15 protein-coding genes are annotated in these 19,080 nt (G+C 71.3%); 6 read left to right on the top strand and 9 right to left on the bottom strand.

Annotated features, from left to right (window positions below; translation table 11 throughout):
- Window positions 1–59: 59 nt before the first annotated feature.
- Together UG56_RS26685 and UG56_RS26690 are read right to left on the bottom strand one after the other, a co-directional pair.
- A complete protein-coding gene (locus UG56_RS26685; RefSeq protein WP_071327357.1) occupies window positions 60–842 on the bottom strand; it encodes a siderophore-interacting protein in 783 nt (260 codons plus the stop codon).
- A gap of 21 nt (window positions 843–863) precedes the next feature.
- On the bottom strand, window positions 864–1,583 hold the full coding sequence (locus UG56_RS26690) for an arsenate reductase/protein-tyrosine-phosphatase family protein (RefSeq protein WP_052694120.1): 720 nt from the start codon (window positions 1,581–1,583) through the stop codon (window positions 864–866).
- A gap of 303 nt (window positions 1,584–1,886) precedes the next feature.
- On the opposite strand from UG56_RS26690, the gene UG56_RS26695 reads away from it, so the two are divergent.
- From UG56_RS26695 to UG56_RS26705, 3 genes are read left to right on the top strand one after another with little or no spacing between them, the layout of a single operon-like run.
- On the top strand, window positions 1,887–3,311 hold the full coding sequence (locus tag UG56_RS26695; RefSeq protein ID WP_052694122.1) for a polysaccharide biosynthesis tyrosine autokinase: 1,425 nt from the start codon (window positions 1,887–1,889) through the stop codon (window positions 3,309–3,311).
- A 2-nt stretch (window positions 3,312–3,313) separates the two neighbouring features.
- Window positions 3,314–4,684, top strand: coding sequence for an O-antigen ligase family protein (locus tag UG56_RS28580; RefSeq protein WP_045551364.1), 1,371 nt, complete (start codon window positions 3,314–3,316; stop codon window positions 4,682–4,684).
- A complete protein-coding gene (locus tag UG56_RS26705; RefSeq protein ID WP_045551365.1) occupies window positions 4,677–5,699 on the top strand; it encodes an acyltransferase family protein in 1,023 nt (340 codons plus the stop codon). Before UG56_RS28580 ends, UG56_RS26705 begins: the two co-directional genes overlap by 8 nt.
- Here UG56_RS26705 and UG56_RS26710 read toward each other — a convergent pair.
- The 4 genes from UG56_RS26710 to UG56_RS26725 form a co-directional block, all read right to left on the bottom strand.
- Window positions 5,696–6,583 carry a glycosyltransferase family 2 protein gene (locus tag UG56_RS26710; protein WP_045551369.1) on the bottom strand — a complete coding sequence of 296 codons (888 nt, stop codon included), beginning with the start codon at window positions 6,581–6,583 and terminating at the stop codon, window positions 5,696–5,698. The two genes, UG56_RS26705 and UG56_RS26710, sit on opposite strands and share 4 nt — an antisense overlap.
- A gap of 11 nt (window positions 6,584–6,594) precedes the next feature.
- Window positions 6,595–8,223, bottom strand: a complete 1,629-nt coding sequence (locus UG56_RS26715) for a hypothetical protein (RefSeq protein WP_052694124.1) — start codon at window positions 8,221–8,223, stop codon at window positions 6,595–6,597.
- Window positions 8,224–8,247: 24 nt separating this feature from the next.
- The gene (locus UG56_RS26720; protein ID WP_143055215.1) at window positions 8,248–8,871 is read right to left on the bottom strand and encodes a hypothetical protein; all 624 of its coding nucleotides are present in this window, start codon (window positions 8,869–8,871) and stop codon (window positions 8,248–8,250) included.
- Window positions 8,872–8,990: 119 nt separating this feature from the next.
- Window positions 8,991–11,288, bottom strand: a complete 2,298-nt coding sequence (locus UG56_RS26725; protein WP_071327358.1) for a hypothetical protein — start codon at window positions 11,286–11,288, stop codon at window positions 8,991–8,993.
- A gap of 194 nt (window positions 11,289–11,482) precedes the next feature.
- Here UG56_RS26725 and UG56_RS26730 point away from each other — a divergent pair, with 194 nt between their 5' ends.
- Window positions 11,483–12,613 carry a right-handed parallel beta-helix repeat-containing protein gene (locus UG56_RS26730; RefSeq protein ID WP_143055216.1) on the top strand — a complete coding sequence of 377 codons (1,131 nt, stop codon included), beginning with the start codon at window positions 11,483–11,485 and terminating at the stop codon, window positions 12,611–12,613.
- On the opposite strand, the gene UG56_RS26735 is transcribed toward UG56_RS26730, so the two are convergent.
- Together UG56_RS26735 and UG56_RS26740 are read right to left on the bottom strand one after the other, a co-directional pair.
- Entirely contained in the window at window positions 12,600–14,072 is a 1,473-nt protein-coding gene (locus UG56_RS26735; RefSeq protein ID WP_256206918.1) for a lipopolysaccharide biosynthesis protein, read from the bottom strand. The two genes, UG56_RS26730 and UG56_RS26735, sit on opposite strands and share 14 nt — an antisense overlap.
- Window positions 14,069–15,190: a glycosyltransferase family 4 protein gene (locus UG56_RS26740; protein ID WP_071327359.1), complete on the bottom strand. Its 1,122-nt coding sequence runs from the start codon at window positions 15,188–15,190 to the stop codon at window positions 14,069–14,071. Before UG56_RS26740 ends, UG56_RS26735 begins: the two co-directional genes overlap by 4 nt.
- 158 nt (window positions 15,191–15,348) lie before the next feature.
- On the opposite strand from UG56_RS26740, the gene UG56_RS26745 reads away from it, so the two are divergent.
- Both UG56_RS26745 and UG56_RS28725 read left to right on the top strand, forming a co-directional pair.
- Window positions 15,349–16,095, top strand: coding sequence for a CDP-alcohol phosphatidyltransferase family protein (locus tag UG56_RS26745; RefSeq protein WP_045552115.1), 747 nt, complete (start codon window positions 15,349–15,351; stop codon window positions 16,093–16,095).
- On the top strand, window positions 16,092–17,990 hold the full coding sequence (locus UG56_RS28725; RefSeq protein WP_218145298.1) for a glycosyltransferase: 1,899 nt from the start codon (window positions 16,092–16,094) through the stop codon (window positions 17,988–17,990). Before UG56_RS26745 ends, UG56_RS28725 begins: the two co-directional genes overlap by 4 nt.
- A 460-nt stretch (window positions 17,991–18,450) precedes the next feature.
- Here the strand turns inward: UG56_RS28725 and UG56_RS26755 are convergent.
- Window positions 18,451–19,080: HNH endonuclease signature motif containing protein (locus UG56_RS26755; RefSeq protein WP_143055217.1), on the bottom strand; the 630-nt coding region annotated here is incomplete at its 5' end.

Here is a 19,080-nt window from a genome sequence, read left to right on the forward strand (position 1 = left end):
TGACGAGCCGACTCGGCGGAGATTCTGGTCAGGATGAGCCGACTCGGCGGCCTGGGCGGTCAGACGGACTCGGCCTCGGCGAGCTGACGCTTCCACTCGCGGAAGGTCTCCTCGGTGCGGCCGCGGCGCCAGTAGCCGGAGATGGAGAGATCGGTCTTCGGGACGCCGCGCTCCTTGAGGAGGTAGGGGCGGATGCCGTGCATCGTGACCGCGGCCTCGCCGTGGACGAACGCGTGGACACGGCCGTCGAGCCACTTCAGGCCGCGGATGGCGGTGACGAGCGGCTGCTCGTGACCCTCGGCGTCCTCGGCGGCGTGGTGGGTGTGGCCGCCGGTGACCAGCCAGGTCACCTCGACGCCCGTCGGGTGGTCGAGGTGCTGCTCGTGACCGGGGGCGGGGATGTCGATGACGGCGTAGCCGCGGGCGTCGGCCGGCAGCGCGGCCAGGGCCGCGCGGATGGCGGGCAGGGCGGTCTCGTCACCGGCGATCAGGTGCCAGTCGGCCTCCGGGTCGGGCGCGTAGGCGCCGCCGGGCCCGCGGGCCACCAGGATGTCGCCGGGCTGGGCCGCGGCGGCCCAGGGTCCCGCGTAGCCCTCGGTGCCGTGGACGACGAAGTCGATGTCGAGGGTGCCGTCCTCGACCGAGGGGTTGAGGGCGGTGTAGGTGCGCACCACCTCGCCGTCCGCCTGCGGGAAGACGAGCTTCACGTAGCGGTCCGTGAACACGCTCGACGCGAAGGCGCCCAGGTCCTCGGAACGGAAGCTCACCCGGATCATCGTCGGACTGAGCCGCTCGGTGGCGGTGACGACGAGGACGGTCTCAGGCCTGGCGGGACGGTTCATGTAGGCAACCCTAACTTGGCGTCAAACCGACCGCAGCCAACCCGCCTGCCGGGGCTGGGTGGTGTCGACCGGCTCGGCGGGCGCTGGGATGTCCGGGATGGCCGGGGTGGGCGGAGCGGGGCGCTGAGGCTTGCTGACCAGCGACAGGCTCGGCTCGAGCACCCGCAGCAGCGCCTCGACGTGGCCGCGTGCCTCGGTCACCAGCCGCCGGGCCTCCCGTGGCGACCGTTTCCGCAGGTCGAGGAGGTCATCGTCGGCCGGCCGCCGGACCCGCCGGCGGGCCCTCTGCAGCGGAGCGAGCTCGACCAGCGTACGCACCCGGGTGGCCGCATCCGCCTCCGAGCCCGCGGGCCCGCCCAGGGCCGTACGCCCCAGCAGATCGCCGAGCGCGGCGATCTCGACGAGGGTGAAGGTGCGCTTGACCGCCGAGGGCACCAGCCGGGCGACCTCGGTGCGGTGGGAGCGTTCGGCGGTGATGATCAGGTCGGCGCTCTCGATGTCGGCAGCGTCGAGGGGGTAGGCCTGGTGGCGGGACAGCCGGGTGCCGGCCAGAGCCACCTCGGAGGCGATCATCGGGTCCATGTCGTAACCCTCGAGCGCCTCGCTGCCGGCCGAGATCACGGTGATGCCGTGGCGCGCGAGCCCACCGATCTGTCCGACGCCTTCACGGAGCATCGCCTCGATCGCCGGCGAACGTCGTACGTTCCCGGTGCAGACGACCAGGATCGTCGCGGTGTCCATCGTGCCTACCTTCGAGTTGCCTAGCGATTCTGGAGCGTGGAATCGCGCATCCACGCGGCCAACCCCCGAACGTGACGAACAGACATTACGCAGTCGGCCTACGGCCCCCGAAACCGACCGGGGATCAATCCCCCATTTGGGGGAACGAGTCGAACACCCGGCCCTGTCATCCCCAGAATCGGGTGAGGATGTGCGATGGCCCCGCGGACCTGCCTCGACGGCGCCACCCATTGCCTCGGGCTCCGCTTCGGCGGATGAGCCGCGGACGAGCAGCCTGGCACAGACATCGGACGGAGTGACCTGTTGGACCTGCGCGACTATGTCGCTGCCCTGCGCAAGCGGTGGTACATCGTCGCGGTGCTCGCGATCATCGGTGCCGGCGTGGCGTTCGCCCAGGCGCACGCGAGCCCGCCGCAGTACCGCGCGCAGAGCACCGTCTTCGTCTCGATCGCGCGTGGCGCGACCACCCAGGAGCTGGTCCAGGGCTCGACCTTCACCCAGGACATCGTCCAGTCCTACGCCAAGCTCGCCACCATGCCGGTCGTCCTCGACCAGGTGATCTACGACCTCGACCTGGACACCACCCCCAAGGCGCTGGCCGAGCAGATCACCGCCGAGAACCCGATCGACACCGTGATCATCGAGATCGACGCGGTGGCCACCACCAGCAGCGGCGCCTCCGACCTCGCCAACTCGGTCGCCGACGAGCTCACCACCACGATCACCAACCTCTCCCCCAGCTCCAACAAGAAGTCCGCGGTCGAGGTGACCGTCGTCGCCCGTGCCGACCCGCCCGAGGAGGCGTTCGCGCCGCGTACGCGGCTGGCCGCTCTGGTCGGCTTCGCCGCCGGCTTCGGGCTCGGCGTCGCGATCGCGGTGGTCCGTGCGCTCCTCGACACCCGGGTCCGGACCGCGGCCGAGATCGAGCAGCTCACCGACGTGGGGTTGCTCGGGGCCATCCCGCGGCGCCGCGGCCGGCGGCGGTCGAGCGGCGCGGTCACCGCCATCGACCCGCACAACGTCGCCGCCGAGGCCTACCGGAGGCTGCAGACCAACCTGCAGTATCTCGACGCCTCCTCCCCGGTCCGCTCGATCGTGGTGACCTCCTCGATCGGCGGTGAAGGGAAGTCGACGACGTCGATCAACCTGGCGCTGGCGATCGCCGAGCAGGGCCAGCGGGTGCTGCTCGTCGACGCCGACATGCGCCGCCCCGCGGTCGCCGACTACTGCGGTCTGGAGGGTGCGGCCGGGCTGACCACGGTGCTGATCGGCAAGGCCGAGCTCGACGAGGTCGTCCAAGTCTGGGGCGACGCCAACCTGCACGTGCTCACCATGGGCGAGATCCCGCCCAACCCCGCGCAGCTGATCGGCTCGCCGCGGATGGCCGACCTGCTGGAGGAGGCGCGGGCGAGCTACGACGTGGTCATCCTCGACTCGCCGCCGCTGCTCCCGGTCGCCGACGGCGCGATCCTGTCGCGGCTCACCGACGGCGCTCTGGTGGTCGCCAACTGCCGCACCATCCACCGTCCCCAGGTCCTGGAGGCCATCGACAGCCTCGAGAACGTCGACGCCCGCTGCCTCGGCATCGTCGCCAACCAGGTCCGTGACACCGCCGCGCACACCTACTACGGCCAGCCGGAGCAGGGCTGGCTCGCCCGCCTCCTCACCGGCCTGGGTCTCGTACGTCCCCGGGTGCCGCAGCACGGCCATCCTGCTGCCGGAGGCTGAGCATGGCCGTCGCGACGGCGGTCCGCGCAGAGTCTGCGAAGCGGAACGTACGCGCCGACCACACCGGCTGGGAGGTGCTGACCGCGCTGCTGGCCGCGGCCGCGGCGGTCCTGGCCGGGACCAACTACACCCTGGTCAGCGGGCTGACCGTCGGCGGACTGATCGGCGCGACCCTGGCACCGATCTGGATCCGGGAGGCCCGCCGCTATCGCGGCGTGATCCTGGGTGGCGTACTTCTTCTTGCCTGTCTCGTCTCCGCGCTGGCGCTGTCGACGTGGCGCTCGGCGACGCATCCGCCGACCGAGGCCGGGTTGCTGACCGAGCTCCTGCCGGTGATCTCGGCGGTGCTGTGCGTAGGTGCGTTGTTGTGGGCGCAGCGGGTGCTGTCGCCGGGGGCCGTGGTCTGCCTCTACGCCGTCGGCTCGTTCTTGACCGTGACGTTGAGGCCGCAGTTCGCCGAGGAACCGTGGCGGTTCGGGTTCTCGATCCCGGCGACGATGCTGCTCCTGGGGGCGTGCCAGCTGATCAAGCGGCGGCCGCGGAAACAGCTCTTGGCCGAGCTGGTCGTGATCGGGGCGCTCAGCGTGGTCGGCGCACTGTCCGGGGCCCGGTCGATGAGCGCGTTCCTGCTCATGACCGCAGTGCTGCTGGTGTGGCAGCACCGGCCGAGGACGGCGAAGCGGACCACCTCCGCACTGCTCTCCCTGGTGCTGGTCGGCGCTCTCGGGCTGGGCATCTACAAGTCGCTCGAGGAGGCCGCCCTGGACGGCTATCTCGGCGCCTCGGCCCAGGAACGCACCGTCGAGCAGACCCAGACCGCCGGCTCACTCATCCTCGGCGGCCGGCCCGAGATCGGGGCCACCGTAGCCCTGATGATCCACGAGCCGTTCGGCTACGGCGCCGGCACCATGGCCACGCCGAGCGACATGCAGGCGGCCAAGCAGGGCATGTCCCGTCTGGGATACGACCCCGACAACGGTTACGTCGAGCACTACATGTTCGGCACCCGGATCGAGGTCCACTCGCTCATCGGCGACCTGTGGATCTGGTTCGGGCTCGCCGGGCTGGTCCTTGCTGGTTGGCTGCTCTGGCTCGCCACCAGTTATCTGGGCCGCAGCATGGCCCACCGCACCGGCGCCGCTCTCGGCATCTTCCTCGCCCTGCAGCTGGGCTGGAACCTCTTCTTCGGCCCGATCATCAGCTCGCTGCCGCCGCTGGCGCTCGCGCTCGGGGTCTTTCTGCTGCAGCGCACGGAGGCCGACCCGACCCCTCCGACACCGAAGCCACAGTCCCGGCCGACCCAGCGGCGCCGGGGCCATCAAGGCCGGCGCGCCCGGCGTCGCTATCTCGCCGGAGGCCCGCAGCGTGCGTGAAGGCTGGATCGACTCCGCACGAGGCCTGGCGATCATCCTGGTGGTGCTCTTCCACGCCGTGATCAACCTCGACCTGGTCGGCCTCGCCGGCCCGTGGTCGCGGCTGGCCTACACCCTCGACACCTTTCGGATGCCGCTGTTCTTCTTCCTCTCCGGCCTCCTCGCTCCCGGGCTGCTCGCCCGCCCGCTGCGCGATGTGCTGCGCACCCGCTGCCTGAACCTGATCTACCTCTACCTGCTGTGGTGCCTCCTGCTCGGCGCCTTCCGCGCACTGCTGCCACACTCCCCACCGGGTGGGGTCGCGACGGTCGCCCGGGTGCTGGTCGAGCCCAACGTCTACCTCTGGTTCCTCTACTCGCTGTGCCTGTTCACGCTCGTGGGATGGCTGACCCGTCGGCTCCCCGCGTGGCTCGTCGTCGGGACCGCGCTGATCTGCTCCGCGGTCTTCGCCGCCGGGCTGGTCTCCACCGGCGACGTCCCCTGGGACAAGACGTTCCGCTACTGGTTCTTCTTCGTGCTGGCCTCCCGCGCGGCACCCACGCTGCGCTCGGTCGTGCCTCGGATGCGGCCGGTCCACGTGGTCGGGCTGGGGGTGGCGTACGTGGTGGTGCTGGGGTTCTTCCTCTACGTCGCCGACGACCGGATCATCTTCGTGCGGCCGATGCTGGGCCTGCTCGCGGTGGCCGCGGGTTGCGGGCTCGGGGTGATGATCGCCCGGATCCCGGCGCTCGATCTCGTACGCCACCTCGGCACCCGCACGCTGCCGATCTACGTCGTCCACGCCTTCCCGATCACCGCCGCCGCGGCCATTCTCACCGGACGCGAGCTCGACTGGCCGCCGGGGACCGGGCTGGTCGCCGTCCCGCTGCTGACCCTCGTCGCGATCCTGCTCGCGCTCGGTCTCGACCGGCTCATCACCGGCCGCGTACGCGGCATCTTCGACTTCCCGGTCGCACGCTGGACTGCCAAGCGCCATCTCTCCCCGACCGCCGCTGGTCGAGGCCGCGAGCGCTAGCGGGCGTACTCGGTCACGTAGGAGCCCCAGGCGCCGCGGAGCATGCCGAGGCCGCGGAGGAAGGTGCGGGTGCCGCGGGCGTGGTGGGTCTGCGAGCCGACGAGGCGGCCGAGGGCAAGACGCGCGGAGCCGCCCAGGACACGGACGAGGCCGCGAGCGGTGGCGCGTAGCCGGGCGATCGGACGGCGGCCCGCCGGCGCGAGATAGACCTGCACCCGTGAGTCCGAGTTGCCGATGCGGGAGGCTCGGGCGCGTACCCATTCCCGGGTCGCCCGGTCGGCCGGCACCAGGTCGTGGACGGGAGCCTCGTCGCACCACACGATCCGACCGCCGGTAGCCGAGAGGGTGCGGGTGAAGACGGTGTCGGAGCCCCCGGAGAGGCCGAAGCCGAGGTCGAAACGGAGCCCGCCGATCCGAGCCGTGTCGAGGAGGAGGTTGTTGGTCGCCGCGGTGGTGACCACGGTGCCGGTCGGGTGCCGCAGCCGCCGGAAGAAGCCGCCCGCGGTGATCCACGGATCCGGCTCGGCCGCGAAGCGGGAGACCACCGGCCCGACGACCGCCGCGGCGCCGGTCTCCTCCCAGCACGCGAGCAGCGTCGGCAGCCACTTCTCCGACGGCTGCTCGTCGTCGTCGATGAAGACGACGACAGCGTCCGGACCGGCCTCGTCCAGCGCCCGGTTGCGTGCCGCGGCGATGCCGGGGGCCGGCTCGTGCACATACCGCACGCGTACGTCACCCCCGGCCGCCTCGGCCACAGCGCCAGAGGCGCTCGGCTGCTCGTCGTTGTCCACCACGAGCAGCCGCGCGTCAGGAACGAGGTCGAGCTGGGTCCGAAGCATGCCGATCGCCTCGGCCAGCCCCTCGGGGCGCCGATAGGTGAGCATGCAGACCCAGATCACTTGATCGTGACCGTCACCCAGTCGGAGCGGGAGATGTTGCCGAGCGGGTCGACTGCCTCGATCTTGTACTTCTGCGCCGAGCCGCTGGCGCGGCCGGTGTCGGTGAAGGTCATCGCGGTGTGCTTCCAGAACGGAGCCGAGACCTTCACGGTCTTGATCGGCGTGGAGTCGAGCGAGCCGCGGTAGAGCTTGTAGGTGACGGTCGCGTTGTCCTTGTCGGAGTTGCCCGGCCACTTCAGCGTCGCCTTGCCCGCGGAGGGCGAGGAGCCGGTCAGCGCCCACTTCGCGCCCTTGAGCGTCGGGCCGACCTTGTTGGGGGCGATGTCCTTGACGGCGAACCGCACCAGACCCTGCTGGGCGACGCCGTTGACCTTGAGGAACTCACCGCCGTAGATCACGTAGCTGGCGTTGGCGGTCACGGTCCAGGTCGACTGCTGGGCGCTGGTGTAGGTGCCGTTGGTCCACTTCGGATACCACTCCAGGAACTCCGGGCGCGGGGTGCCGGGGTGGTCGGGGTAGCCGTACTGGTCGTCGGCGATGTTGGTGCCGCGTACGTCCTGGGTGGTGGCGGTGGAGTGCTGGAAGCTACGCGGCTTGGTCTCGGGGAAGCCACCGGAGGTGTCGCAGCCGTGCTTGTGGCTGGCCTGGTAGACGGTCTTGGCGGTCGGCCAGACGGCGTAGGTGTCGCCGTGGCAGTCCTCGAGCCAGGTCAGCTTGCCGGTGGCCCAGTCGGCCTTGAAGGAACCCTCGATGTTGCCGCCGCTGCCGTAGTCGTAACCGGAGCCGTAGAAGCTGGTGCCGTCGGACTCGAGCGAGAGGATCGCGGCCTCGCTGCCGCCGTTGCGGACCTCGTCGTTGACCGGGAGCGCCAGCGAGCTGCCCGAGGAGACCTCGAGCCGAGCCAGGCCGTAGCCCGGCTTCGAGGAGCCGTTGACGCTGGTGAACGCCCCGCCGATGACGATCTTGGTGCCGTCGGAGGAGACCACGAGGTCGTTGACGTTGCCGCCGGCGACCTTCGGGTTCATCGGCAGCAGGCTGGTGCCGGTGTCGCCGGGCTTGACCGCGGCCACCTTCGTGCGCGCGGTCTTGTCGGCCGAGGTGAACACGCCGCCGTAGAAGACTGCGCTGGAGGTGGCCGCGACCGCGTTGGTCGTCGAGTTGAAGATCGGCCGGAAGCTCGTCGCCTTACCGGTCGCGAGGTCGATCGCGGCCGCCCGGTAGCGGTTGGCGCCGTCGACCTGGGTGAAGCCGCCGGCGACGTAGAGCAGCTTCTTGTCGGGCGAGAGCGCCAGGTCCTTGACCTGGCCGTTGAACTTCGGCGCGAAGGTGTCGATCAGCTTCCCGGTCGAGAGCCGGTAGGCCAGCATGTTGGACCGCGGCGTCTCGCTGGTGCCGGCCGCGGCGCCCGCCGGGCGGGCCGAGGTGAAGCTGCCGCCGACGTAGACGATGTCGCCGACGATCACCTGCTTCCAGGCGACGCCGTCGATCTGCACGGTCGGAAGTACGTCGGCGGAGACCGTCGTCGGGAGGTCGGTGTCGAGCGGCGCGGTGTCCGCGGAGGCGGAGGTCGTCGCCAGGGTCAGGCTCGTGGTCACGAGCGCCAGCACAGCCAGGATCGGCTTCATCACATCTCTCATCGTGGGGGAGGTCTATCGCTGGGGTCGGCCCTTGAAGACGACCACGTCGGCGCCGTTGCCCAGATCGAGCTCGACGCGTACGGGGCGGGCTTCCTCGGGGATCTGGAAGACGTAGACGCCCTTGGCGGACTCACCGGCGGCGACCGAGGCCGGGAACGGCACCTCGCCGTCGGAGGCGACGCTCACCGCCGGGGTGCGCTCGGGACCGTAGTAGGCGTTGACCACACCGAGGCTCAGGTCGAGCTTCTTCCCGGTCTGGTTCTTCACCTTGACGGTGATCGCGAGCGCCGGACCGCCGATCTCACCGGGCAGGCTCGCGGTGGCCTGGACGGAGTCGATCCTGGCCAGCCGCGCCGTCACGCCCGGGGCCGAGGTCGCCTCGGCCTTCAGGCCGACCGCGCGATTGTCGCCCGACGGCTTCCCCGGCTCTGCGTCCTCCGAGCCGGAGTCCGAGGCGGAGCCCTTCTCGGACGGGGTCGCCGTCGGGGAGGGCGCGGCAGCCACCGTCGAGTCGGCCCCGGCATCGGCCGGGCCGGACGACTGCCGCAGGACGAGCGCGACCGCGACGCTCACGAGGACGACGGCAGCGACGGCTGCCGCGACGTACATCCTCGAACGCGGGATGTGACTGAGCATGGGGGATCTTCCGCGGGCGGGGTCGGACAAGGGTTCTATTCGAAGACGATGTATTGAAGCCCATGTCCGACGCCCGCGGGGCGATCCAGCCGCCCACTCCCCAAGATCGGGTACGCCGCCTACGGCTCGAGCACCTTCAGGTCGTCGTAGCTCACCACGACCGGCGTGGTGCCGATCGTCGAGGCGCCGAAGCCGCGCAGCATCACGCCACCGGGCACCTGGTTGGCGGCGGTCGAGTCGGAGAGCTCGTACGTCCATCCCGACGGCTCCGCGGAGCCGGCCGGCCACACCTTGGTGCGCACGGTCGCGGGTGCGGTGCCGGTGACCTGGAGACGGACCATGAGCCGGTCCCCGGCGGCCACGCTCAGGCCCGGGACGACGTTGGCGCCGACGACCGGGGTGCCGCTGCGTACGAGATGGATGCCGACGGTGCCGTCCGGGTTCAACCGGAGCCGCGAGGCGTAGTGGTCGGTGCCGGAGACGCGGGCGCCGAGGATCGACCAGACGTAGCCGGCGTCGGGGAGCCGGGAGACTCCGACGCTGACGGTCGCGTCGACGTCGGTCGCCGAGACCTCGCCGAGCCGGGACTCGGTGGTGCCACCCGCGGTGACCGCGTGCAGACCGCGCCCGCCGGAGACCGAGAAGTTGCCCGCGGTGCCGGTGGTGCGGGTCCAGGCGCCGCCGGTGTCGGCCGTGCCCCAGCCGCTCGACTCGGCCCGCTCGAAGGTGTCGGCGGCGACGACGCCCTCGTCGGGCGGCGCCGGCACGCCGGCGACGTCGACGGTGACCCACTCGGTCGGCGACTGGTTGCCGAAGGCGTCCTCGGCGACGACGCGGTAGCTCTGGGTGGTGCCCGGGGGCGCCGCGGTGTCGAGGAAGCTCTGCGTGGTCTGCTTCCAGAACGCCGCCGTGACGCCCTTCGTGTGGATCGGCGCGGCGTCGGTCGAGCCGCGGTAGACCTTGTAGGTCACGGTCGCGTTGTCCATGTCCGCATTGCCGGGCCAGGTCAGCCGGACCTGGCCGTCGGCGGGCGAGGTCGCGGTGAGCCCGAAGTCGGCGCCGGACAGGGCCGGACCGACGTCGTTGGGTGCGATCGTCTTGACCGCGAAGCGGACCAGGCCCTGCTGGGCGACACCGTTGACCTTGAGGAACTCGCCGCCGTAGACGACGTAGTCGGCGTTGGCCGCCACCGTCCAGGGTGCCTGGTTGGAGCCGGTGAAGGTGCCCGGGGTCCACTTCGGGTACCACTCCAGGAACTCCGGCCGCGGGGTGCCGGGGTGGTCGGGGTAGCCGTAGATGTCGCGGGTGTTGGTGCCGCGTACGGCCTGGGTGACCGCGGTCGAGTGCTGGAAGCTGCGCGGGCTGGTCTCCGGGAAGCCGCCGGAGTTGCCGCAGTAGTGCTTGTGGCTGGCCTGGTAGACCGTGTTGGCGGTGGGCCAGATCGAGTAGGTGTCGCCGTGGCAGTCCTCGAGCCAGGTCAGCTTGCCGGTGGCCCAGTCGGACTTGAAGGAGCCCTCCAGGTTGCCACCGGTGCCGTAGTGATAGCCGCTGCCGTAGAAGCTGGTGCCGTCGCTCTCCAGGGCGAGGATCGCCGAGTTGGAGCCGGCGTTGCGGACCTCGGTGTTGACCGGGAGCGACATCGAGGCGCCGGTCGCTACCTTGATCCGGGCCAGGCCGTAGCCCGGGCTGGACAGGCCGTTGACCCGGGTGAAGTTGCCGCCGATCACGATGTCGGCGCCGTCGGGCGAGACCACGATGTCCTGCACGTTGCCGTTGGAGACGGTCGGGTTCATCGGCAGCAGCTGGGTGCCGGTGTCGGCCGGCTTGACCGCGGCCACCTTCGTACGCGCGGTGTTGTCGGCGGAGGTGAAGATGCCGCCGTAGAAGACCGCGTCCGCTGTCGCCGCGACCGCGTTGGTGGTCGAGTTGAAGATCGGCCGGAAGCTGGTCAGCGCGCCCGTGGCCAGATTGATCGCGGCCCCGCGGTAGCGGTTGACCCCGTTGATCTGGGTGAAGCTGCCGGCGAGATAGAGCAGGGACTTGTCGGGCGAGAGCGCCATGTCCTTGACCTGGCCGTTGAGCGTCGGCGCGAAGCTGCCGATCAGCTCACCGGTGGAGAGCCGGTAGGCCAGCAGGTTGGCGCGCGGCGTCTCGTTCGTCCCGGCCGCGGCGCCCGCCGGGCGGGCCGAGGTGAAGTTGCCGCCGACGTAGACGGTGTCGCCGACGATCACCTGCTTCCAGGCGACCCCGTCGATCTGCACCGTCGGGAGTACGTCCGCCGAGACCGTCTCCGGCAGCTCCGGGTCGACCGGAGCCGTGTCCGCCGTCGCCCCTCCCGACATGACCAGGCTGCTCACCCCGAGAACAGCTGCGGCCGCCCCGGCCGCGAGCAGACGCCACTCGTGAATCCGCGTCATCATCCATCCCTGCACAAGGCGGCTCCCTCGGCCGCGACACGGCAGTGTCGCGGAGGACCGCAGCCATCCGCCCGCGAATCGCCCTTCCCATCCCCTGAATCGGGTATGTGTTGGACCCATGTGCCCAACCCGCGCAAACTGCGTGGTGCAGACTCCCGCAGCGTCAGTAGGCTGCACAGTCCACAGGAAGGCACATGTCTTTGGCTGTCCCGCCCGGCCCGTCCCGGATCCTCCTCCTCGGCATCGCCGCGGTCCTCACCGTGGTCGCGCTGTCCTCGACCTATGTGCTGACCAGAGGCAAGCCCGAGGATCCCGCGCCGCGTACGGAGCGGAACTACTCCAATCTGCCTCCCGACGACTTCGGCGGGCCGGTGACGTTGACCCCCGCCCCGTCGTCGTCGGTGTCCCCGTCCGCCTCCTCGACCAGCTCGACCAAACCCTCGGCGAGCCCGTCGACGCGACCCTCGGACCGGTCGAACCGGTCCGGCGACCGGCCCTCCGGCCAGGAGCCGCGCGAGGGCGAGCCGCTGAGCTCGCCTCCTCCGCGTGGGGACTCGCCGGGGCCGCGCGACACCGGCGTACCTCCGAAGAAGAAGCTGCGCGTCCACCGTGGCGACCTGGTCATCAGGACGCCAGGAGAGGTGGTCGACGGTCTCGAGGTCCATGGACGGATCAGCGTCGAGGCGCCGAACGTGACGATCCGCAACACCTTGGTGATCGTGCCGACCGGCTCGGAGACCGCCGGGATCTCCAACAACAACGGCAACGGCGCGGGGATGCTGGTCAGCAACGTCGAGGTGACGGCCGAGAACGCCGCGCCGGGCGTCAACGGGGTGGTCGGCCACGACTTCACCCTGGAGAGCTCCGAGATCCACCACGTCACCGACCAGGTGCACATCACCGGCAGCAACGTGACCGTGCGCGACAACTGGCTGCACGACAACTACCACTTCGAGAACGACCCCTACCAGGACGGCGGGGCCTCCCACGACGACTCGATCCAGATCATCGGCGGCAGCAACATCACGATCGCTGACAATCGGTTCGACGGCGCCTACAACGCGGGTGTGCAGATCACCCAGAGCATCGGCGACGTCAGCGACGTCACGATCCGCGACAACCTGCTCGGCGGAGGCGGCTGCACCGTCAACATCGCCGAGAAGAGCCGGGGCCCGATCCGCGGCACGGTGATCCGCGACAACCGGTTCCTCAGCGACCAGCGCGTCGACGGCTGCGCGATCATCCACCCGTCCTCGACGAAGATCACCCACTCCGGCAACGTCTGGGACGACACCGGCCGCCCGGTGACGCTCACCCGCGGCTGACGACCCGACCTGGCAGGCGGGGCCCGATCGCGCCCCGCACTGTCACCACCAGCGACATCACGTCGTGACGGATCGGCGGGACGAGCAGAAGCAGCGCGTACGCCGCGGCCCCGGCCACCACACAGACCGGCACCGTGACCCCGGGGTGCTGCCCGTGGAGGGCCTGGGCGGTGGCGTACGCGGCGGCCGCGACGGCACCGGCAACCAGCAGGATGCGGGCCGCACCGAGATAGAGCGGGCCGACGCGGAGCTGGGTGCGGCGGGAGATCCACCACAGCGACAGCGGCCACTCCAGCAGGTGGGCGGTCGCGTAGCCGAACGCGACGCCGGTGATCCCGTAGCGCACCCCGACGAGCACGCAGACGACCTTCAGGGCCGAGGCGACCAGGGTGTAGTGGCGCAGCTCGGTGGTCAGGCCGTGGGCGAGGTAGACCCAGTAGCCGACGTAGGCCAGCGTCTGGAACAGACCCGCGCAGGCGAGCAGGGCGAAGACGCCGGCGACGTCCCAGCCGGGGCCGAGGAAGAGGGCGCAGACCGGTGCGGCCGCGCCGGCCAGCAGGCCGAGCCCGGCGCCGAGGCTGTAGCCGAGCGCGACCTGGCCGCGCTGCACGAACCGCTGGGTCAGCGCCGGGTTGTCCCGGATCCGGCTCAGCACCGGCAGCGCCACGGTCGTGGTGGGGCCGCGCAGCTGGACCAGCGGGTTCATCAGCAGCTGCCAGGCGCGGTTGTAGGAGCCGAGCTGGTGGGCACCGAGGCGGGTGCCGATGAGCAACGAGTCGATGTTGCTGGCGGCGTAGTTGATCAGCTGGGTCCCGGCCAGCGACCAGCCGAAACGGAGGAACTCGCCCATCTCCACGCCGCGTCGCGGGCGGCCGGGGAGCCAGCCGGCGAAGAGTCCGATGGCCACCAGGGCGACCACGCCCTGGACCAGCTGCTGGACGACGAGGGCCCAGTAGCCGGCGCCGTGGGCCGCGGCGTACGCCGCGATCCCGAGGGCGACCAGCGGCGCCAGGGTCGTGGCGGCGGCGAGCCGGGTGAAGAGCATCCGGCGGGTGAGGTCGGCGCGGTACTGGGCGCCCATGCCGTTGAGGACGAACATCCCCGACATCGCGACGGTCAGGGTCGTCAGGGCCGGCTCGTCGTAGAGGGCGGCGACCAGCGGGGCGGCCGCGACGGCGACGAGCGCCAGGCCGGCGCCGAGGGCGGTGTTGAGCCACCACAGGTTCGTCTGCTGCTCGCGGGTCAGCACCTTGGCCTGGACCGCGGCGGTCGAGAGCCCGAGGTCACGGAAGATCTCGGCGACCGCGATGACCGCCAGGACCATCGCGACCAGGCCGTAGTCGCGGGGGCTGAGCAGCCGGGAGAGCACGGCGACCGAGGCGACCTGCACCACGATGCGTACGCCCTGCCCGCCGAGCACCACCATCCCGCCGCGGGCCGCACTCCTCCCCAGACTCAACCGAGCACCTCGGCGGCGATCTCGTCGCGGTAGCGCTCGGCGCCGAAGCGCTCCTCGGCGTCCTTGCGTCCGGCGGAAGCCAGTTCGGCGGCCAGGGCCGGGTCGGCGGCGAGCCGCTGGATCGCGTCGGCGAGGTCGCCGGCGTCGCCGGGGGTCACGAGCAGACCGGTCTCGCCGTCGGTGACGATCTCGGCCAGCCCCTGCACCCGGCTCGCGACCAGCGGCCGCTCGGCGAGCAGCGCCTCGACGGCGACGTTCCCGAACGGCTCGACCCGGGACGGCACCAGCACCACGTCGGCCTGCTCGAGCTCACGGGCGGGCTCCGCGACATAGCCGAGGAACTCGACGCTGCCGGCCAGGTCGCTGTCGGACGCACGGGAGCGGAGCTCCTGCTCGAACCACTCATAGCCCGCGAAGACCGACCCGCACACCCGCAGCCGCGCGTCGATCCCGCGCCGGCGCACCTCGGCGAGCGCCTCGAGGGTCACGTCGGTCCCCTTGCGCGGCGAGAGCCGCCCGACCAGCACCAGCCGCAGCGGCCCGTTCGGTGTCCGGCTGCGCGCAGCGGCGACGGATTCCGGTCCCGGCACCCCGTTGTAGACGACCGTCGTACGCCGCCCCAGCGCGCTCACCGTGCGCACCAGCACATCGCGCGACGCCCGCGAGTTGGCCACCACCCGGGTGGCCAGCAGGAGAGGAGCGGTCAGGGCGAGGCGTACGGGCCTCGGCTGGTCGTCCTCGGCCTCGTGCACGTGGCAGACCACGGGGACGCGGGCGGCGCGGGCGACGAGGATCCACCACGGGATCGTCACGGTGTTGACCAGCAGCCGGCTCGGCCGGACCCGACGCCACAGCCGCGCCGCGCGCACCCAGAAGACGGTCAGCGCGGCGGCCAGCCGGACCAGTCCGGTAAGGCTGAGGTAGGCCTTGCGCAGCACCGGGAAGGGCATCACCTCGACGCTCGCGCCGGCGTCCTCGAGCAGCGGGATCAGGGGTCCGTGCGCGGGTACGACGACGGTGACCCGCTGCCCCGCCTGGTGCAGCCCACGCACCGTCTCGACCAGCTGAAGATCGGAGCCGTAGACGTCCGGCGACGGGTGGGCGACCAACAAACGCATGATGAGCAAAGGTAGGCCACCCGAACACCCCGGGCCGAAGGTCCTGGCAAAGTCCTACCCAGATCTGGGGAGCGGACGGTCTCCACGACCGGTGACGGCCGGGCGTGATCTAGGGTCCCGATGTCCCTCCCCCACGCATCAGCAAAGCAGGATCGAGCATGGCCGCGACCGGCGCCGAACGCGCCCCTGGCGGGTTCCGTACGCATCTGGAGGCGCTCGGTCAGGCGCAGAAGCCGTCGCTCAACACCGCGGCCTACTCGCGGCTCGTCAACCGGCCGGCCGGCCGGGTCGTCGCCGCGGCCGCGCACACGCTCGGCGCGACGCCGAACCAGGTGACAACGCTGAGCGCGACGCTCTCGGCGGCCGGGCTGGCGGTGCTCGCGCTGGTCGAGCCGCGCTGGTGGACCGGACTCCTGGTCGCGGTGCTGCTGGCCGCGGGCTACGTGCTCGACTCCTCCGACGGGCAGCTCGCCCGGCTGCGTGGCGGCGGGTCGCGTTCGGGCGAGTGGCTCGACCACACCATCGACTGCTTCAAGACCGCCGGTCTGCATCTGGCCGTGCTCGTCTCCTGCTACCGCTTCGGTCCGGACGCCGACGGCTGGCTGCTGGTGCCGCTGGGCTTCGAGGTGGTTGCGGTGGTGACGTACTTCGGGCTGATACTGATGCCGACCCTGCGCCCCGCCTCCTCCGGGTCGCCGTCGACGGCGGTCCGCGAGAACCCGCTGCGCAAGTGGGCGCTGCTGCCGATGGACTACGGCGCGCAGTGCTGGATGTTCGTGCTGCTCGGGTTCGGAATGCTCTTCTGGTGGACCTATGCGCTGGTCTTCGCCTGCAACGCCGCCGCCCTGGCCATCGCGCTGCGCAAGTGGTGGCGTGAGCTGCGCGCGCTGGACGGCGCGTCGTGAGCGACCTCGGGCGGCTCGCCGTGGTCGTGGTCGGCTACGGCGGTCCTGCCCTGCTCGAGCGGCACACGACCCAGGTCGCGGCGGAGCTGCGGCCCGCGCGGATCGTCGTGGTCGACAACCACTCGACCGACGCCAACCGGGCCGCGGTCAGGGCGCTCTGCGAGCGCGAGGGCTGGACCGGGGTCTTCCCGGGCACCAACACCGGCTTCGGCGCCGGCTGCAACCTCGGCGCCGCGGCCGCGCTCGCCGAAGGGGCCGAGGTGCTGCTCTTCCTCAACCCCGATGCCACGATCGACGCCGAGTCGGCCGTACGCCTCATGGCGGCCGTCGAGGCCGAACCGCTCCTGCTCGCCGGACCGACCGTGCTCGGCCCGGACGGGTCGGTCGCCTCCGCCGGCGTCGATCTCGACCTGGACGCCGGCAGGATGCGTCCGTGGCGGCGGCGTGCCGAGCAGGGTCCGGAGGCCGACACGTTGCCCTGGGTCACCGGGGCCTGTTTCGCGGTCACGCGTGAGCTGTGGGAGCGGCTGGCCGGCTTCGACGAGCGCTACTTCCTCTACTGGGAGGACGTCGACCTGTGCGCCCGCGTCCGGGCGTTCGGCGGCCGGGTCGCGGTCGTCGACGGGGCCACGGCGGTCCACGCCGGCGGCGGCACCCAGCGCGCCGAGGGGTCCCGCGCCAAGTCGCCGGCCTACTACTACTTCAACATCCGCAACCGCGCCCTCTTCGCGCGGACCTGGCTCAGCCAGGAGCGCGAGCGGGCCTGGCGTCGCGGGGCGGTCGGGGCTGCGTACGAGATCCTGATGCGCGGTGGCCGCCGACAGCTCCTCCACCCGGTACGCCCCCTGTCCGCCGTCCTGCAGGGGCTGCGCGACGGGCGCCGGGACCGGCCGGTCCGGGTCCTGGAGTCGGTCCGGGAGCTGCGTGCGACGACCAACCCCTACATCGTCCAGCTCGTCGAGACCCTGGACCGGCGAGACGACACCGAGGTCGTGCTCTTCAGCTTCGCGCGGGCCATCGCGGGCCGTTACGACGTCTTCCACGTGCACTGGCCCGAGCTGCTGATGACCTCGGCCGGCACGCCACTGCGCCGCCTGGCCCGCCGACTGCTCACCACCGCGTTCCTCGCCCGGCTGCGGCTGACCCGGACCCCGGTCGTACGCACCTGGCACAACCTCGCTCGCCCCGACGGCCTGACCCGCTGGGACCACCGGCTGCTCGACGCCCTCGAACGCCGCACGAGGCACGTCATCCGGCTCACCGACCAGACCGCTCCCCCGCTCGACGTGCCGACCTCGACGATCGTCCACGCCCACTACCGCGACTGGTTCGACCGGATCGAGCCCACGGCCGAGGCCACCCGGAACCCGCGACGAGCCCTCTACTTCGGCCTGATCAAGCCCTACAAGGGCGTCGAGCAGCTCCTGGCGGCGGTCACCGAACACCCCGAGGCGGACCTGGACGTACGCCTCGTCGGCTCCCCCTCCGACCCCACCCTCGCCGACCAGGTCCGCGTCGCGGTGGCCGCCGATCCGCGGATCAGCGCCGACCTGAGCTACGCCGACGACACGACCCTGGCCGCCGAGATCGCCGCCGCCGCTCTGGTGGTGCTGCCCTACAAGGCGATGCACAACTCCGGTGCCCTGCTCCTGGCCCTCTCCCTCGACACCCCCGTCCTCGCCCCCGACAACGAGGTCAACCGCCGCCTCGCCGAGGAGGTCGGCGAAGGCTGGCTCCACCTCTTCGACGGCACCCTCACCATCGACGACCTCGAGCGCGCGCTGAAGTCGGTCGCCGCCGGCCCGCCCGCCGCCCGCCCCGATCTCTCGGCGCGAGAGTGGCCGGAGTCCGCTGCACTGCATGCCGCAGCGTTCCGGGCGTCGCTGTATCCGTAGGCCACGCCGCACCCCGGGCAGACCGCGCCTCGCGGGTGCCTACATCAGTGGGCGTCACCTTGTGAACCGTTCACAAGGTGCCACCGGATCGCGAGCCGGGAGCGGGCTGACGCGACCGGGGTAGGGCCACAGGTGGCAGCGTCAGGAGCTCCCCACTGGTCCGAAGAACTCCCAACGGCCACGGACCTTCCCCACCCTCCCGAGCGTGGGAAAGATTCACTGCAGGGGGAACCGTGAGCGCAGCGGCGAGACGGCCGGTCGCCAGTCACCGCGGCCGTCAGAGCGCCGCCGTAAGGTCCGTGAGGCATCGTCACTGGGCTGTACCCGTGCGGGCGCGGCGATGCCGGCTGCGGACGGGGTACGGATGGACGCTGAGACCAGACCGGTCGGCATTGATGTGGTGATGTGGTGATGAGCCAGCCTGATGTCCGGTCCTGGTGGAGATTCCTCCCCCAGCTAGTCAGGGGCGACGGGTGAATCGGATGGTGCCATCCGGTAGTCGTTCATGAATGTAGGCCGGGTTGTGGGCCAGCCGGTGATGATGCAGACACAGCAGCGCGCCGTTCTTCAGGTTGGTCTTGCCTCGGGCTGCCCAGGGGTCGAGGTGGTGGGCGTCGCACCACTCCGGGGGCACGTCACAGCCCTCGGCTTGGCAGCACTTCTGTTGGAGGCGGAGTGCTTTGCGTTGGATGGGCTGGAAGAGCCTGCTGGCGCGGCCGGCGTCGAGGACCTCGCTGTCACCGCCCAGCACCCAGGGGATGATGGTGGCGTTGCACGCCATCCGCCGCGCCTCCGCGGCACTGATGGTGGTGCCGTTGGTCTGGTCGTAGCCGAGGGTGGCGATGCCGAGGTCCTTGCGGAGCTCCTCGAGGGAGATGACCACGTTGATGGTGGTCGCATCCCCACCGTTCCTGGGCAGGCTGGCGGGGTCGATGGTCTCCAGGAGCCGGCCGAACCCTTGCCCCATGAGCCGCGCCCATGGCGGCAGCGGGGCACCCTTGTCGAGGAGGTGCTGTTTGCGGGGCTGGGCGTAGGCCTCGACGAGCCGCTTGAACCTCGTCCCGATCGAGACCGGCAGCACGCCGTCGAA

It is taken from the genome of Nocardioides luteus, assembly GCF_000960475.2.
Taxonomy (GTDB): Bacteria; Actinomycetota; Actinomycetes; order Propionibacteriales; family Nocardioidaceae; genus Nocardioides; species Nocardioides luteus_A.